General features: G+C 68.0%; 16 protein-coding genes. All 16 read left to right on the top strand.

Annotated elements, in window-relative coordinates:
• Position 1: 1 nt before the first annotated feature.
• The 16 genes from fliM (at position 2) to NR101_RS03590 (ending at position 16,629) form a co-directional block, all read left to right on the top strand.
• The gene (gene fliM, locus NR101_RS03665; RefSeq protein ID WP_256776963.1) at positions 2-1,009 is read left to right on the top strand and encodes a flagellar motor switch protein FliM; all 1,008 of its coding nucleotides are present in this window, start codon (positions 2-4) and stop codon (positions 1,007-1,009) included.
• The gene (gene fliN / locus NR101_RS03660; protein ID WP_256776962.1) at positions 1,006-1,344 is read left to right on the top strand and encodes a flagellar motor switch protein FliN; all 339 of its coding nucleotides are present in this window, start codon (positions 1,006-1,008) and stop codon (positions 1,342-1,344) included. The genes fliM and fliN overlap by 4 nt, the downstream gene beginning before the upstream one ends.
• Positions 1,341-1,742: a flagellar biosynthetic protein FliO gene (gene fliO, locus NR101_RS03655; RefSeq protein ID WP_256776961.1), complete on the top strand. Its 402-nt coding sequence runs from the start codon at positions 1,341-1,343 to the stop codon at positions 1,740-1,742. The genes fliN and fliO overlap by 4 nt, the downstream gene beginning before the upstream one ends.
• Before the next feature lie 2 nt (positions 1,743-1,744).
• Entirely contained in the window at positions 1,745-2,530 is a 786-nt protein-coding gene (gene fliP, locus NR101_RS03650; protein WP_256776960.1) for a flagellar type III secretion system pore protein FliP, read from the top strand.
• A gap of 1 nt (position 2,531) precedes the next feature.
• Positions 2,532-2,801 (top strand): flagellar biosynthetic protein FliQ, encoded by a 270-nt coding sequence (locus NR101_RS03645; protein ID WP_256776959.1) that lies wholly within the window; start codon positions 2,532-2,534, stop codon positions 2,799-2,801.
• Positions 2,802-2,806: 5 nt separating this feature from the next.
• Positions 2,807-3,598: a flagellar biosynthetic protein FliR gene (gene fliR / locus NR101_RS03640; protein WP_256776958.1), complete on the top strand. Its 792-nt coding sequence runs from the start codon at positions 2,807-2,809 to the stop codon at positions 3,596-3,598.
• A gap of 176 nt (positions 3,599-3,774) precedes the next feature.
• Positions 3,775-5,916 carry a bifunctional diguanylate cyclase/phosphodiesterase gene (locus tag NR101_RS03635; RefSeq protein ID WP_256776957.1) on the top strand — a complete coding sequence of 714 codons (2,142 nt, stop codon included), beginning with the start codon at positions 3,775-3,777 and terminating at the stop codon, positions 5,914-5,916.
• A 255-nt stretch (positions 5,917-6,171) separates the two neighbouring features.
• Complete coding sequence (flhB, locus tag NR101_RS03630) at positions 6,172-7,302, top strand: flagellar biosynthesis protein FlhB (RefSeq protein WP_256776956.1); 1,131 nt, start codon at positions 6,172-6,174, stop codon at positions 7,300-7,302.
• 23 nt (positions 7,303-7,325) lie between these two features.
• Positions 7,326-9,407, top strand: coding sequence for a flagellar biosynthesis protein FlhA (gene flhA, locus NR101_RS03625; RefSeq protein WP_256776997.1), 2,082 nt, complete (start codon positions 7,326-7,328; stop codon positions 9,405-9,407).
• Positions 9,408-9,559: 152 nt separating this feature from the next.
• Entirely contained in the window at positions 9,560-11,323 is a 1,764-nt protein-coding gene (locus tag NR101_RS03620) for an AAA family ATPase (RefSeq protein ID WP_256776955.1), read from the top strand.
• Entirely contained in the window at positions 11,310-12,197 is an 888-nt protein-coding gene (locus NR101_RS03615) for a MinD/ParA family protein (protein ID WP_256776954.1), read from the top strand. The genes NR101_RS03620 and NR101_RS03615 overlap by 14 nt, the downstream gene beginning before the upstream one ends.
• A complete protein-coding gene (locus tag NR101_RS03610) occupies positions 12,194-12,940 on the top strand; it encodes an RNA polymerase sigma factor FliA (RefSeq protein ID WP_256776953.1) in 747 nt (248 codons plus the stop codon). Before NR101_RS03615 ends, NR101_RS03610 begins: the two co-directional genes overlap by 4 nt.
• Before the next feature lie 16 nt (positions 12,941-12,956).
• Positions 12,957-13,349: a chemotaxis response regulator CheY gene (gene cheY, locus NR101_RS03605; RefSeq protein ID WP_256776952.1), complete on the top strand. Its 393-nt coding sequence runs from the start codon at positions 12,957-12,959 to the stop codon at positions 13,347-13,349.
• A complete protein-coding gene (locus tag NR101_RS03600) occupies positions 13,349-13,963 on the top strand; it encodes a protein phosphatase CheZ (protein WP_256776951.1) in 615 nt (204 codons plus the stop codon). The genes cheY and NR101_RS03600 overlap by 1 nt, the downstream gene beginning before the upstream one ends.
• A gap of 4 nt (positions 13,964-13,967) precedes the next feature.
• A complete protein-coding gene (locus tag NR101_RS03595) occupies positions 13,968-15,800 on the top strand; it encodes a chemotaxis protein CheA (protein ID WP_256776950.1) in 1,833 nt (610 codons plus the stop codon).
• 88 nt (positions 15,801-15,888) lie between these two features.
• Positions 15,889-16,629, top strand: coding sequence for a flagellar motor protein (locus NR101_RS03590; protein ID WP_256776949.1), 741 nt, complete (start codon positions 15,889-15,891; stop codon positions 16,627-16,629).

Here is a 16,629-nt window from a genome sequence, read left to right as displayed (position 1 = left end):
CATGAATGACCTGCTTTCCCAGGACGAGATCGATGCGCTGTTGCATGGCGTGGATTCGGGTGCGGTCGAAACCGATGTGGATGCCCCCACCCCCGGCGAGGCGCGCAATTACGATTTCGCCAGCCAGGACCGCATCATCCGTGGGCGCATGCCGACCCTGGAGATGGTCAACGAGCGCTTCGCGCGTTTGTGGCGGATTGGCCTGTTCAACCTGATCCGGCGCTCGGCCGAGCTGTCGGTGCGCGGCATCGAGCTGATCAAGTTCAACGACTACATGCACTCGCTGTACGTGCCGACCAACCTCAACCTGATCCGCTTCAAGCCGCTGCGCGGCACCGGGCTGATCGTGTTCGAACCCACGCTGGTGTTCGCCATCGTCGACAACTTCTTCGGCGGCGACGGACGCTATCCGACCCGCATCGAAGGCCGCGAATTCACCGCGACCGAAATGCGCGTCATCCACCTGCTGCTCAAGCAGACCTTCGCCGACCTGCAGGAAGCCTGGGCGCCGGTGATGGACGTGGAACTGGAGTACATCAACTCCGAGATCAACCCGCACTTCGCCAACATCGTCACCCCGCGCGAGTACGTGGTGGTGTGCCGCCTGCACGTCGAACTCGACGGCGGTGGCGGCGACATCCACGTCACCCTGCCCTACTCGATGCTCGAGCCGATCCGCGAGCTGCTCGATGCCGGCATCCAGAGCGACCGCAACGACCGCGATGCCAGCTGGGGCGTGATGCTGCGCGAACAGCTCAACGTCGCCGAAGTCACCCTGTCCAGCGTGCTGGCCACCAAACGCATGAGTCTGCGTGAGCTGACCCGGCTGAAGATCGGCGACGTACTGCCGATCGAGCTGCCCAAACAGGTGCCGGTGTGTGTGGAGAACGTCCCGGTGTTCACCGGTGAGTTCGGCGTCGCCAACGGTTTCAACGCGGTGAAGATCACCGCCACCCATCCGCCGGGCACCCGCCCGCGTGCTCCCGTACTGCAGGAAGACCCGCAATGAACGATATCGACACCAACGAACCGGCACCGGCGCAGTTCACCCAGCTGCAGTCCGACGACACCTCGATCGGCGACGAGCTCAACCTGGATGTGATCCTGGACGTGCCGGTGACGCTGTCGCTGGAAGTAGGCCGCGCCCGCCTGCCGATCCGCAACCTGCTGCAGCTCAACCAGGGCTCGGTGGTGGAACTGGAACGCGGCGCGGGCGAATCGCTGGACGTGTTCGTCAATGGCACCCTGATCGCGCATGGCGAAGTGGTGGTCATCAACGATCGCTTCGGCGTGCGTCTCACCGATGTGGTCAGCCCCAGCGAACGGATCCGGAGACTGCGTTGATCGCATCGCTGCTCATCGCCGCCGGCACGCCGGCGGCCAAGGTCGGCCAGCACGCGGCCGCCGCACCGAGCATGTTCGGTGCGGTGCTGGCGCTGCTGGCGGTGCTGGCCTTGATCGTCGGCCTGGGCTGGCTGCTCAAGCGCATGCCCGGCAGCGGCTTCCGCCCGGCCGAGGGCCTGCGCGTGGTGGCCAGCCTCAACGTGGGCGCCAAGGAGCGCGTGGTGGTGGTGGAGGTCAACGGTGAGCAGCTGCTGCTGGGCGTCACCACCGGTGGCATCAACACCCTGCACCACCTGCCCGAAGCGCTGCCGACGCCGGTCCCGGCACGCCTGCCCGACTTCAAAAACCTCCCGAATTTCGCCCAGCTGCTGCAACAGCGGCTGCGCAAGGAACCCTGATCATGCGTGGCCCGAACGCCTCCTGGACCCGTTACCTGCCGTTGCTGCTGACCCTGCTGCTGTGCGCGCTGCCCGCGCTGGCGATGGCCGCCCCCGGCCTGCCCGGCACCCCGTCGCTGCCGGACGTGAATGTCGGCAAGATCGGCGGCCAGGCGGTCAGCCTGCCGCTGCAGACCCTGCTGCTGATGACCGCGATCACCCTGATCCCGTCGATGCTGCTGGTGCTGACCGCCTTCACCCGCATCATCATCGTGCTGGGCCTGCTGCGCCAGGCGCTGGGCACCGGCCAGACCCCCTCCAACCAGGTGCTGCTGGGCCTGGCCCTGTTCCTCACCGCGATGGTGATGCTGCCGGTCTGGCAGAAGGCCTGGGGCAGCGGCATGGCGCCCTACCTCAACGGCGAGATCGACTTCCAGACCGCCTGGACACTGACCACCGAGCCGCTGCGTGCCTTCATGCTGGCGCAGATCCGCGAGACCGACCTGATGACCTTTGCCGGCATGGCCGGGCACGGCACCTACTCCGGCCCGGACGCGATTCCGTTCCCGGTGCTGGTGGCCTCCTTCGTCACCAGCGAGCTGAAGACCGCGTTTGAAATAGGCTTCCTGATCTTCATTCCGTTCGTGATCATCGACCTGGTCGTGGCCAGCGTGCTGATGTCGATGGGCATGATGATGCTGTCGCCGATGCTGGTCTCGGCACCGTTCAAGATCCTGCTGTTCGTGCTGGTCGATGGCTGGGTGCTGGTGGTCGGAACCCTGGCGGCCAGCTTCAACGCGGTGCAGTGACATGACGCCCGAACTTGCCCTGACCGAACTGCGTGGTGGCCTGATCGTGGTGCTGTGGGTCGCCGGCCCGCTGCTGCTCACCGTGCTGATCGTCGGCGTGGTGGTCGGCGTGGTGCAGGCCGCCACCCAGCTCAACGAGCCGACCATTGCCTTCGTCGCCAAGGCCGCCGCGCTCACCGCGGTGCTGTTCGCGCTCGGCAGCCTGCTGCTCGGCCAGCTGGTGGAATACACCACGCTGCTGTTCCAGCGCATTCCCCACCTGATCGGGTAGCAACGATGGATTCTGCCACCCAGATGGCCGCCGACGGCCTGCAGGCTTTCGGCATGATCGGCACCATCCTGTGGACCATGCTGCGCATCGGCGCGATGATCATGGCCATGCCCTTGATCGGCACGCGTGCGGTGCCGTCACGGGTGCGCGTGGTGCTGGCCGGCGCGCTGGCCGTGGCGTTGTCGCCCATGCTGCCGCCGGTGCCGGCGTGGACCGGTTTTGATGCGGCCACCGTGCTGGGCATCGCACGCGAGCTGGCGATCGGCGTGTCGATCGGCTTCCTGCTGCGGCTGGTGTTCGAGGCCGGCGCGATGGCCGGCGAACTGGTCGCCCAGGGCACCGGCCTGGCCTTCGCGCAGATGAGCGATCCGCTGCGCGGCGGCAGCTCGGGCGTGATCGGGCAGTGGTTCTACCTGCTGTTCGGCCTGCTGTTCTTCAGCAGCAACGGCCACCTGGCGCTGATCTCGCTGTTGATGGACAGCTACAAGGCGGTGCCGATCGGTGCATCGCTGCCGGATATCGATGCCTTCCTCAGCGCGGCGCCGACCTTCGCGCTGCAGGTGTTCCGTGGCGCGCTCGGCCTGGCCCTGCCGTTGACGGTGGCGATGCTGGCGATCAACCTGGCCTTCGGCGTGCTCGCGCGCGCGGCGCCGGCGTTGAACCCGATCCAGCTGGGCCTGCCGGTGGCCCTGCTGCTGGGCCTGTTCCTGCTCACCGTGCTGGCCGGCGAAATGGGCCCGCCCGTGCAACGCCTGTTCGATGCCGCCTTCCAGGCCGCCGACGGCGTGACCCGCTGATTCACCCCGCCCTCACGAAAAAGTGTGCGCGGACACTTGCTCTCCCCCCCATCGTTGGCGGTAGGCTGTAGTCACCGCCCGCGTTCCGGGGCCGGGAGCCGCACACGCCGGGGAATGGCACGTGTGGCCTGCATGCCCAACGCCATTGCAGATGTGCGGACCAAGGAGAGTCATCGATGCTCGACGGCAGCTACACACCGTGGTTGGTCGTGGTTTCGCTGCTGGTCGCCATGCTCGCGTCGTTCACCGCGCTGGACATGGCCAATCGGATCACCACCGCGCCCAGCGCGCGGTTGAGCACCTTGTGGCTGTTCGGCGGTGGCTGCGCGATGGGGCTGGGCATCTGGTCAATGCACTTCATCGGCATGCTCGCCTTCCGCCTGCCCATCCCACTGGGCTACGACCTGGGCTGGACCGCAGTGTCGCTGCTGGCCGCGATGGCCTCCTCGATCTTCGCGCTGTGGCTGGTGTCACGCCCCACCCTGCCGCACTCGCGGCTGGCGCTGGGCGCCCTGCTGATGGGCAGCGGTATCGCCTCGATGCACTACCTGGGCATGGCGGCGATGCGCATGCAGCCCGGCATCGATTACCACCCCGGCTGGGTCACCGCGTCGCTGCTGATCTCGCTGGCGGCCTCGTGGACCGCGCTGTTCGTTGCCTTCCGGCTGCGCCACAGCCAGCGCCGCATGCGCCACCGGCTGATGCCGGCCGTGCTGCTGGGCAGCGCCATTGTCGGCATGCACTACACCGGCATGGCCGCCGCACGCTTCCCGGCCGACAGCATCTGCGGCGCCGCCGCCGGCGATGGCCTGCAGGCGCAGTGGCTGGCCGCGCTGGTGCTGGTGCTCACCACGGCGATCCTGGCTGTGGTGCTGATCGTGTCCTGGCTGGACCAGCGCATGCAGGCGCAGCTGCTACGGCTGCGCAACGACACACTGCGCAGTTCGCTGGACGTCGCCCAGGCCGAACTCACCCAGGCCGCCCTGCACGACCCCCTGACCCGCCTGCCGAACCGGCTGCTGCTGCAACAGCGCATCGAGCAGGCCCTGGCCGAGGCCGAGCAGCGCGGCAGCCGCTTCGCGGTGATGTTCATGGACCTGGACGGGTTCAAGCAGGTCAACGACGCCTACGGCCACCAGACCGGCGACGCGCTGCTGGTGGCCGTGGCCGAGCGCACCCGCCTGCTGCTGCGCCCTTCGGACGTGCTGGCCCGGCTCGGCGGCGACGAGTTCGTGCTGGTGGTGCGCATCGACAATGACGAGGACATCGCCACCCTGGCCAGCCGCATCATCCAGACCGTCGGTGGCGGCCCGCTGCTGCCCGACCACGATCTGCAGGTCACCGCGAGCATCGGCATCGCCATCTGCCCCGACCATGCCGCCAGCGAACGCCAGCTGATGGCCTTTGCCGACGCGGCGATGTACCAGGCCAAGGAAGCCGGGCGCAACGCCTACGCGGTATTTGCCGATTGGATGAACGACAGCGCCGAGCAGCAGTTCCAGCTGCTGGCCGACCTGCGCCGGGCGATCGGCACCGAGCAGCTGTTCCTGCATTATCAGCCCAAGATCCGCGTCGCCGGCCACGGCGTCAGCGGTGCCGAAGCACTGATCCGCTGGCATCACCCGCAACAGGGCCTGATTCCCCCGGACCGTTTCATCCGTCTGGCCGAACGCAGCGGCGTCATCAACGAAATCGGCCGCTGGGCGTTGGACGAAGCCTGCCGCCAGCTGCGCCAGTGGCAGAACGCCGGTCACGAAAGCTGGACGGTGTCGGTGAATCTGTCGCCCATCCAGTTCAGCGCGCCGCACCTGCTGCAGGAAGTGCGCGAGGTACTCAAGAAACACCGCCTGGAGCCGCGCCGGCTGGTGCTGGAAATCACCGAAAGCACGGTCATGCGCGACACCGACGCCAGCCTCAAGCTGCTGCAGGCGATGGCCAGCCTGGGCGTGGGCATCTCCATCGACGACTTCGGCACCGGCTATTCCAGCCTGCTCTACCTCAAGCGACTGCCCGCCACCGAGATCAAGATCGACCACGCCTTTGTGCGCGACCTGGAAAACAGCTCCGAGGACGTGGTGATCGTCTCGGCCATCGTCGCCCTCGGCCACGCGCTGGACATGGACATCGTCGCCGAAGGCGTGGAAACCGCCGGGCAGCGCGCGTATCTGGAGCGGCTGGGCTGCGATTACCTGCAGGGCTACCTGCTCGGCCGTCCGGTGGACCCGGCGCGCTTCATGCAGCTGCATGACCATCGGCGACCGCGGGTGGAGGTCGCGGCTGGCGCTACCGGCAACGCCGCGGGCGCCAGCAGCCGGTAGGGTCGCGCCGCACCCGACTGCCGATCTTCGGCAAACGTTCGAGGTTGGCATGACCATTGAACGCGGCCGGCGGCAGGCAACCAGCGCGCCAGGATCGGTCCCGGCCGCTGGCGGATTGTCCATGGGACCTTGAGGCATCGCCTGGAGCCGGCCAGCGGCCGGCACTACCCGGATCGCGCGCGGCCGTGGGTGGCCGGCCCCCGTCACGGAACGGTTCTTGCACGACACGGGTAGTCCCCCCGTGTCGTGCAGCCCATGTCCGAAAACGAACAAGCCGGCGAAAAGACCGAGCTCCCTACCGAAAAGCGCCTGCGCGATGCCCGCGAGCAGGGCAATATCCCGCGTTCGCGGGAGTTGGCCACCGCTGCGGTGTTCGGTGCCGGCGTGCTGGCCCTGATGGCCTACTCGGGCAGCATCAGCACTGGCGCCAAGGACTGGATGAAGCTGGCACTGAGCCCGGAGCCTGGCCTGCGCATGCACCCCCAGGCGCTGTTTGGCCACTTCGGCCAGTTGCTGCTGCAGTTGCTGCTGGCGATGTGGCCACTGGTGCTGATCTGCCTGCTGGCCAGTTTCCTGGCGCCGGTGGTGATGGGCGGGCTGCGCTGGTCCAACAAGTCGCTGATGCCCGACCTGACCCGGCTCAGCCCGATGGCCGGCCTGAAGCGCCTGTACGGCCCGGAGGCGATCGCCGAATTCACCAAGTCGCTGCTGCGCATCGCCTTTGTCGGCACCGCCGCCGGGCTGGTGGTGTGGCATGGCATCCGCCCGCTGCGCGACCTGCTCAACCAGCCCCTGGAAGCGGCCATGGTGCACGGCCTGGGCTTCACCCTGAAGCTGATGCTGGCCACCGGCGGGGCCATGATGCTGCTGGCCGCCATCGATGCGCCGTACCAGCGCTGGAACTGGATGCGCAAGCTCAAGATGACCCGGGAAGAGCTGCGCCGGGAAATGAAGGAAAGCGAAGGCAGCCCCGAGGTGAAGGGCCGCATCCGCCAGCTGCAGCAGCAGCTGTCCAACCGCCGGATGATGGAAGCGGTGCCCACCGCCGACGTGGTGGTGGTCAACCCCACCCACTACGCGGTGGCCCTCAAATACGAGGGCGGCAAGATGGGCGCCCCCACCGTGGTGGCCTTGGGCGTGGACGAAACCGCCCTGCGCATCCGTGAAGTGGCCGACGGCAACAAGGTCGCCATCGTCTCCGCCCCGCCTTTGGCACGCGCCTTGTATCGGGAAGGTCAACTTGGAAAGGAAATTCCCGTGAGACTGTATTCGGCCGTGGCCCAGGTTCTGTCCTACGTGTACCAGCTGCGCACCTGGCGCGGCGGGCCGATGCCGGCTGCGCCCAGCATCGATGTGGATGAATTCGGCAAGGGAGGCCGCCCATGAGCGCCCAGCCCGCCAGCGCCGGCATGAACGCGCGCAAGGCCCTGGACATGATCCGCAACGGCCTGGGCGCGCCCCTGATCGTGCTGGCGCTGCTGGCCATGGTGGTGGTGCCGCTGGCCGCGCCGGTGCTGGACGCGCTGTTCACCTTCAACATCGCCATCTCGCTGATGGTGCTGCTGGCGGTGGTGTACGTGAAGCGGCCGCTGGACTTCACCATCTTCCCGATCGTGCTGCTGATCACCACCATGCTGCGGCTGGCGCTGAACGTGGCCTCCACCCGCGTGATCCTGCTCAACGGCCAGAACGGCCACGAGGCAGCCGGCAAGGTGATCGCCGCCTTCGGCGAGTTCGTGATCGGCGGCAACTACGCCGTCGGCATCGTGGTGTTCGCGATCCTGACCATCATCAACTTCGTGGTCATCACCAAGGGCGCCGGGCGCGTGTCCGAAGTGACCGCCCGCTTCATCCTCGATGCCATGCCCGGCAAGCAGATGGCCATCGATGCCGACCTCAACGCCGGTTTGCTGACGCGCGAGGAGGCCAAGGCCCGGCGCGAGGAAGTGCGCGAGGAAGCCGACTTCTACGGTGCGATGGACGGTGCCAGCAAGTTCATCCGCGGCGACGCCATCGCCGGCATCCTGATCCTGTTCATCAACCTGCTCGGCGGCCTGGCGGTGGGCGTGCTCCAGCACGGCATGCCGTTCGGCGAAGCCGCCGCAACCTACACCCTGCTGTCCATCGGTGACGGCCTGGTGGCGCAGCTGCCCGCCCTGCTGGTGTCCTCGGCGGTGGCGATGCTGGTCACCCGCGCCTCGCGCTCGCAGGACATGGCCCAGGCCATGATGGGCCAGGTGTTCGGCCAGTACCGGGCACTGACCATCGCCGCGGCGATCATGGGCGTGGTCGGCCTGGTCCCGGGCATGCCCAACGTCGCCTTCTTGACGCTGGCCGCGATCCTGGGCTTCGTGGCCTGGAAGGCCTGGAAGAAGAGCAACGCCGCTGCACGTGCCGCCGAGACCCCGGCCGCCGGTCGCAGCGACGCCCTGGGCCTGCCCGGTGCCACGCCCTCGCCCACTGCCGAACTGACCTGGGACGAACTGCGCCCGGTCGATCCGCTCGGCCTGGAAGTGGGCTACCGGCTGATCCCGCTGGTGGACAAGAACCAGGGCGGCGAGTTGATGGCGCGCATCAAGGGCGTGCGCCGCAAGCTCACCCACGACATCGGCTTCCTGATCCCCTCGGTGCACATCCGCGACAACCTGGAGCTGCCGGCCAGCGGGTACCGCCTGCTGATCCACGGCGTGCCGGTGGCCACCGCCGACATCCATCCCGACCGCGAGCTGGCACTGGACCCGGGCAGCGCGCTGGGCACGCTGGAGGGGATTGCCGGCAAGGACCCCGCCTTCGGGCTGGACGCCACCTGGATCCAGCCGCACCAGCGTGCGCATGCCGAATCGATGGGCTACACGGTGGTCGATCCGGCCACGGTGGTGGCCACCCACCTGTCGCACCTGATCCGCGAACACGCCCCGGAACTGCTCGGCCACGAGGAAGTGCAGCAGCTGCTGGCCAACCTGGCCAAGAGCGCGCCCAAGCTGGTGGAAGACCTCACCCCCAAATCGCTGCCGCTGTCGGCCGTGGTGCGCGTGCTGCAGAACCTGCTCATCGAGCGCATCCCGATCCGCCAGCTGCGCAAGATCGTCGAATCGCTGGTGGAGAACGCGCCGGTCAGCCAGGACCCGACGGTACTGACCGCCGCGGTGCGCAACGCGCTGGGACGTTTCATCGTGCAGGAGATCGCCGGGATGTCCGCCGAGCTGCCAGTGTTCACCCTCAACCCGCAACTGGAACGCGTCTTGCAGGAGTCCACACAGGGCAACGGCGCTGCACTGGAACCCGGACTCGCCGAGCGACTGCATCAAAGTCTGGCCGATTGTGTCAGCAAGCAGGAAGCGAAGAACGAGCCCGCGGTCGTGCTGGTTCCCGGCCCGGTACGTGCCGCGCTGGCACGGCTGGTGCGCCACAGCGTCCCCTCGCTGTCGGTGCTGGCCTACAGCGAGGTGCCCGAGGACAAACGCTTGAAGCTGGTCGGCACGATCAGCTGACGCCGGAACGCCGACGGCAACGCGCCAGAAAACAGACACACCCCATTCGATATCAACGCAGCAGGACATAAAGGGAAACCCGGACCGTGCAGACCACCGACAACCAGCGCTTCCCTTCGACTACTCCGCCGCCCCAGTCCCGGTACCACAGCATGAAAATCAAACGCTTCGTCGCCTCCGATATGCGCTCGGCCATGAACCTGGTGCGCAAGGAACATGGTCCTGATGCGGTGATCCTGTCCAACCGGCGGATCGAGGAAGGCGTCGAAATCGTGGCGGCGGCGAACTACGACGAAGGCGCGGTGCAGCGTGCGCTGGAAGCGGCACGCAAGGATGTCGCGCCGCCGCCGGTGCCGCGTCCGCGCAATGCCGCCGATGCAGTCATTGCCGCAGTGACCCGTCGCCGGCCCGCCGCCGCCGCGCCGGAACCGGTGGCCGCCACCACCTCGGCCGTGGCCGCCCTGGCCCGCGCCGCCGTCGGCGCGACCGGTCGCACCCTGGATTCGGCCAACGAAATCGTGCCGCCGCGCGGCAGCAGCGGTTTCGCCGCCACCCTGGCCCACGCCAGCGCACCGTCGATGGCCGCAGCGTCGCTGCCGGAACAGATCTTCGCCCCCTTCAATGTCGAACAGGCCGCCGCCGCTGCGATGGCGCAGGACGAGCCCGCCGTGGCGATCGCCGTCGCTGCACCGGCCGCCGTCGCTGCCCCGGCCCCGATCAACCGCGCCCGCTTCATCATCGATCCGCCGATGGACGATGAGCCGCACTTCCAGATGCACGTGCCGGCCGCGCAGGTCGCCATGCCGCCGCTGCCGGTCAGCATGGCGGTGCCGGTCGAGCTCACTCCGATGGCCGCCCCCATCGTCGAGGCCTTGCCCACCCCGGTGCCTGCCGTACTGGCTCCGCCGGTTGAGACCGCGCTGCAGGCGCCGGCGCCGCTGGCCGCCGCCGAACCGGCGCAGGCCCAGCCGCTGCCGGTGACCACCGAACTGATGATGGTGCCGCGCGATGACGAAGAGATCCGCCAGCTGCGCCACGAAGTGGCCGGCATGCGCCAGGTCATCGAACGCGAAATGCACCGCTTCACCGACGAGCGCCTGCGCGGCGCGCCGGTGCGTGCCGCCGCGCTGGACCTGATGGACGAATACGGCTTCGACGCCGGCATCAGCCGCGACGTGGCCATGCAGATTCCGCTGGACACCGAAGCCCACCGTGGCCGCGGGCTGATGCTGGGCCTGCTGTCCAGGAAGCTGCCGATCGCCCCGGTCGATCCGCTCGAGGCCGGCGGCGTGATCGCCCTGGTCGGCCCGACCGGCGCCGGCAAGACCACCACCATTGCCAAGCTGGCCTCGCGCTTCGCCGAGAAGCACGCCGCCCGCGACGTTGCCCTGGTCACCACCGACACCGGTCGCATCGGCGCCCGCGAGCAGCTGTACGGCTTCGGCCGTCAGCTTGGCATCGCCGTGCACGAGGCCAGCAGCGGCAGCGACCTGAACCGGCTGCTGGAGCGCCTGAAGGACTACAAGCTGGTGCTGATCGACACCGCCGGGCTGGGTCCGCGTGACCGCGCCCTGGCCGCCCAGCTGCAGTGGCTGCGCGCCGCCGAGCAGATCCGCACCCTGCTGGTGCTGCCGGCCAACACCAGCTTCGGCGACATGGACGAGGTTGTCCGCCGCTTCAGCGCCGCCAACCCGCAGGGCGTGGTGCTGAGCAAGCTGGACGAAACCGGCCGCTTCGGCACCGCCCTGTCGGTGGCCGTGGACCACCGCCTGCCGATCACCTGGGTCACCGATGGCCAGGACGTTCCCGAAGACCTGCACCGGGCCAGTGCCGCCAATCTTGTACTTCGCCTTGAAGATTTGCGCCGCGCGGCCGATATGCCCTGCAACCCGGAGTTCAACCATGCCGTCGCGTGAGTACGCCAAGCTGACCAAGACCTTCCCGCTGTCTGCCACCCGCAGCCAGCCGCTGGGCCCTGTGCGCACCATCGCCGTCACCGGCGGCAAGGGCGGCGTGGGCAAGACCAACGTCTCGGCCAACCTGGCCGTGGCGCTGGCCGACATGGGCAAGCGCACGCTGCTGCTGGATGCCGACCTCGGGCTGGCCAACATCGATGTGATCCTGGGCCTGCAGCCCAAGCTGACCCTGGCCGACCTCGTCGCCGGGCGCTGCACCTTGGAAGAAGTGATCCTGGAGGGCCCGGGCGGCGTACTGGTGGTACCGGCCGCGTCCGGTCGCCGCCACATGGCCGAACTGCAGCCGGCCGAACACGTCGGCCTGGTCAACGTGTTCTCCGAACTGGAGCGCGAGCTGGACTTCATGGTGGTGGACACCGCCGCGGGCATCACCGATGGCGTGCTGACCTTCTGCCAGGCCGCGCAGGATACCGTGGTGGTGGTCTGCGACGAGCCGGCCTCCATTACCGACGCCTACGCGCTGATCAAGGTGCTCTCGCGCGAGCGCGGCGTGGACCGCATCCAGGTGGTGGCCAACATGGTCCGTGACCCGAACGAAGGCCGCGTGCTGTACGAAAAACTGACCCGGGTCTGCGAGAAGTTCCTCGCCGATGTGTCGCTGAACTACCTCGGCTGCGTGCCGCAGGACGACTGGCTGCGCCTGTCGGTGCAGCGCCAGCAGCCGGTGGTCAAGGCCTACCCGTCCAGCCCGGCCGCGCTGGCCATCACCGAGATCGCCCGCCGCACCGCCCGCTGGCAGGCACCGACCGAGCCACGTGGCGGGGTCGAATTCTTCCTGGAACGCATCCTCAAGCAACGCGGGGTGACCGCATGAAAGGCGCCGCAAGATACAAAGAAGTCCAGCGCACGGCCGCCAACGAGTGCATCGCACAGCACTCCGACCTGGTCCGGCGCATCGCCCACCACCTTGCCGCGCGCCTGCCGGCCAGCGTGGAAGTGGATGACCTGATCCAGGCCGGCATGATGGGCCTGATCGAGGCTTCGCGCAGCTACGATGCCGACCAGGGCGCCTCGTTCGAGACCTACGCCTCGATCCGCATCCGCGGCTCGATGATCGACGAGATCCGACGCGGCGACTGGGTGCCGCGTTCGGTGCACCGCCGTGCCCGCGATGCCGCCTCCACCATCCGTCGCCTGGAACAGAGTACCGGCCGCGCCGCCAGCGCCACCGAGGTGGCCGCCGCGATGGACATGCCCCTGCCCGACTACCTGCGGCTGATGGAAGACGCCGCACGCGGCCAGGTGCTGAGCCTGGAGTCCCGCATTGAAGACCAGGGCGAGCTGGACACCGTCGCCCAGGGTGGCCCGACCCCGCAGCAGGTGCTCGAACGCGGCGAGTTCGGCCGCGAGCTGGGCAATGCGATCGGGCTGCTGCCCGAGCGCGAACAGCTGGTGCTGTCGCTGTACTACGAGCAGGAACTGAATCTGAAGGAGATCGGCGCGGTACTCGGTGTGAGCGAGTCGCGTGTCTGCCAGATCCACGGCCAGGCGGTATTGCGCCTGCGTGGCCGACTGAAGATCTTCGAGGCGGCCGACGCCGGCCTCGAGAACCATTGATACCGAGGAAAGTGCTTTGAACAAGAACATGCGTATCCTGATCGTCGACGACTTCTCGACCATGCGTCGTATCGTCAAGAACCTGCTGGGCGATCTGGGCTTCACCAATACGGCCGAAGCCGAGGACGGGCATGCCGCACTGTCTCTGTTGCAGAGCCAGTCGTTCGATTTCGTGGTCACCGACTGGAACATGCCGGTGATGACCGGCATCGACCTGCTCAAGGCGATCCGTGCCGACGCCAAGCTCAAGACGTTGCCGGTGCTGATGGTGACCGCTGAAGCCAAGCGCGAGCAGATCATCGAAGCGGCCCAGTCCGGCGTCAACGGCTACATCATCAAGCCGTTCACCGCCCAGACCCTGGAAGAAAAGCTGGGCAAGATCTTCGAACGCCTGGCGGCGAGCGCCTGATGGAAACCCTTCGCGACAAATCGGCGCTGGTGCAGCGCCTGCAGGATGCCCTGGCCGCGCTGGAAAGCGGCGATGAAGCCGGCTGGCGTCGGGAAATCGACGCCCTGGCCGCGCTGCGCACCCAGCCGATGATGGCCGGGCTGAACCGGCTCGCCCGCGAACTGGGCCAGGCATTGGGCGAACTGCCCAGCCTGCCCAGCGAAGCCGGCGAGCTGGACGATGCCTGCGCGCGCCTGGACCACGTGGTGGCGATGACCGAACAGGCCACCCACCGCACCCTGGACCTGGCCGAGGAATGCCGCGCGCTCACCGAGCAGCTGCGCGCCAACGGGTTGACGGCCGACCAGGACCAGCAGCTGGACAAGATCCGCCACAACCTCACCGAGATCGCGCTCACCCAGAGCTACCAGGACCTCACCGGGCAGATCATCCGCCGCGTGGTCGGCATCGTGCGCCGCGTGCATGAGGGCTTCGGTGCGCTGGGCCTGCCGCCGCAGGACGACAACGCGCACAAGCGCGACAACGGCCTGGCCGGCCCGGCCGTGAGCGGCCTGGATCGCCACCAGGTGTCACAGGTCGACGCTGACGACCTGCTTTCCGATTTGGGGCTGTAAAACCATGAGTGCTGTTCCAGACGATATTGCTGCCGATTTCATCCTCGAGGCCCAGGAAATCCTGGATCGCCTCGGCGAACAGCTGGTGTCGCTGGAGCAGTCGCCCCAGGACAGTGACCAGCTCAACGCGGTGTTCCGCGGTTTCCACACGCTCAAGGGCGGTGCCGGCTTCCTCGGCATCCAGGCCATGGTCGAGCTGTGCCACGCCGCCGAGGAAACCCTGGGCATGGCACGCTCGGGCAAGGCGGTGCTGCAGGCCCATCATTTCGATGCGGCCCAGCAGTCGCTGGATTACCTGCAGTCCATGCTCGATTCGGTCGCCGCCGGCACCGAGCCGGGCTATGCACCGCCGGAGCTGATCGCGCAGTTCGACGTCAACGGCCCGGCGGTGCCGGCACCGGCCGCCGCCGCGCCCGGCGGCGACGGGCTGATCACCGACGACGAATTCGAAGCCCTGCTGGACACCCTGCACGGCGGCGCCGCACCGACGGCGGTGACACCACCGAAGAAGACCGACGACGGCCTGATCGGCGAAGACGAATTCGAAGCGCTGCTCGACCAGCTGCACGGCGGCGGCGCCCCCGGCGCCAAGCCCGGCGCTGTCGCCGCACCACCGGCACCGCGCGCCCCCGCCGCCGCGCCGGCACCGGCGGCCAAGCCCGCCGCCAACAAGCCGGTCGCCGAAGCCGAGCACACCGTGCGCGTGGATACCAAGCGCCTGGACGCGATCGTCAACCTGATCGGCGAACTGGTGCTCTCGCGCAACCGCCTCAAGACCCTGCGCGCGCGCCTGCACGATGAGGAGCTGGACCGCGCCGTGTCCACGCTGGATATCGCCACCGCCCGCCTGCAGTCAGCGGTGATGCGTACCCGCATGCAGCCGGTCGGCAAGGTGTTCTCGCGCTTCCCCAAGGTTGCCCGTGACGTGGCCCGCAACCTGAAGAAGGAAGTGGAACTGGAGCTGGTCGGCGCGGAAACCGAACTGGACCGCAACCTGGTCGAGGCGTTGGCCGATCCGCTGGTGCACCTGGTGCGCAACGCGATCGACCACGGCATCGAAACCCCGGACCTGCGCGAAGCCCAAGGCAAGCCGCGCAACGGCCACGTGCGCCTGTCGGCGCAGCAGGAAGGCGACTACGTCAGCATCGAGGTGCAGGATGACGGCGCCGGCATCGATCCGGAACGGCTGCGCCAGAAGGCCCGCGAAAAGGGCCTGATCGATCCCGAAGCCGCCGCCCGCCTGAGCAGCGAGGAATGCCTGCACCTGGTGTTCCTGCCCGGCTTCTCGACCAAGCAGGAAGTGACCGACATTTCCGGCCGCGGCGTCGGCATGGACGTGGTGCAGTCGCGCATCCGCGAACTCAGCGGGCAGATCCAGATCCAGTCCGAACTGGGCCGCGGCAGCCGCTTCATGATCCGCGTCCCGCTCACCCTGGCGATCCTGCCGACCCTGCTGGTACAGGCCGGCGAAGACGTCTACGCCCTGCCGCTGGCGCGCGTGATGGAGGTGCTGCACGCCCCCAACACCTCGCTGGGCTGGTTCGACGGCCGCGCCGTGCTGGACCGCAAGTCGCACACCCTGCCGCTGGTGGACCTGCGCCATTGGCTGGCGGTGGAACCGGCGGCCTCGCCGCTGCTCACCATCGTGGTGCTGCAGGCCGGCGAAGCCCGCTTCGGGCTGGTGGTGGACCAGGTCCGTGGCCGCGAGGAAGTGGTGATCAAGCCATTGCCCAAGGCACTGCGCGGGCTGCGCGGCTATGCCGGGGCGACCCTGATCGGCGACGGACGGATGTCGCTGATCCTGGACGTGGACGGGTTGCGCACCCAGCACGATTGACCGCCTGACCCCTATAAAAGTGTGACCGCTGCAACACCTGCCGCCGTCGGTGTCTCAAGTCCCATTCACACAAGCCGATAACGGACCCATGGACAGACTCAGCCTCATTGGACTTTTCCTCGCCCTGGCCTCACTGGTCGGCGGCAGCATCCTCAAAGGGGCCGGCCTGGCGTCGCTGTGGTCGCCGGCGGCCTTTGTGATCGTGATTGTCGGCACCATCGCCTCGATCCTGCTGCACACCTCCCCGGCGGTGTTCAAGCACGCCTTCAAGATCGTGCGCTGGGTGATCCTGCCGCCCAGCAGCGACCGCCACGACCTGATCAAGCAGATCGTCGAGTGGAGCAACATCGCCCGCCGCCAGGGCCTGCTGGGCCTGGAAGCGCACGTCGACGCACAGAGCGACCCGTTCCTGCGCAAGGGCCTGCAGCTGCTGGTGGACGGCGTGGAGCCGGAGACCATCCGCCACATGATGGAAATCGAGCTGAGCAGCCAGGAACACCAGGACCTGGCCGCCTCCAAGGTGTTCGAGGGCATGGGCATCTACGCCCCTACCCTGGGCATCATCGGCGCGGTGCTGGGCCTGATCGCGGTGATGAAGAACCTCGCCGACCCGAGCAAGCTCGGCCACGGCATCGCCGCGGCATTCACCGCCACCATCTACGGCATCGCCTCGGCCAACCTGCTGTTCCTGCCGGTGTCGGCCAAGCTCAAGAGCGTGATCCACCACAACAGCCGCGACCGCGAAATGATCATCGAAGGGCTGATCTCCATCGCCCAGGGCGAGAATCCGCGCAACATCGAAACCAACCTGTCCGGATTCCTGCACTGA

The organism is Stenotrophomonas sp. Ste86, from assembly GCF_024519465.1.
Lineage (GTDB): Bacteria > Pseudomonadota > Gammaproteobacteria > Xanthomonadales > Xanthomonadaceae > Stenotrophomonas.
This window is presented reverse-complemented; position numbering and strand designations above follow the sequence as displayed.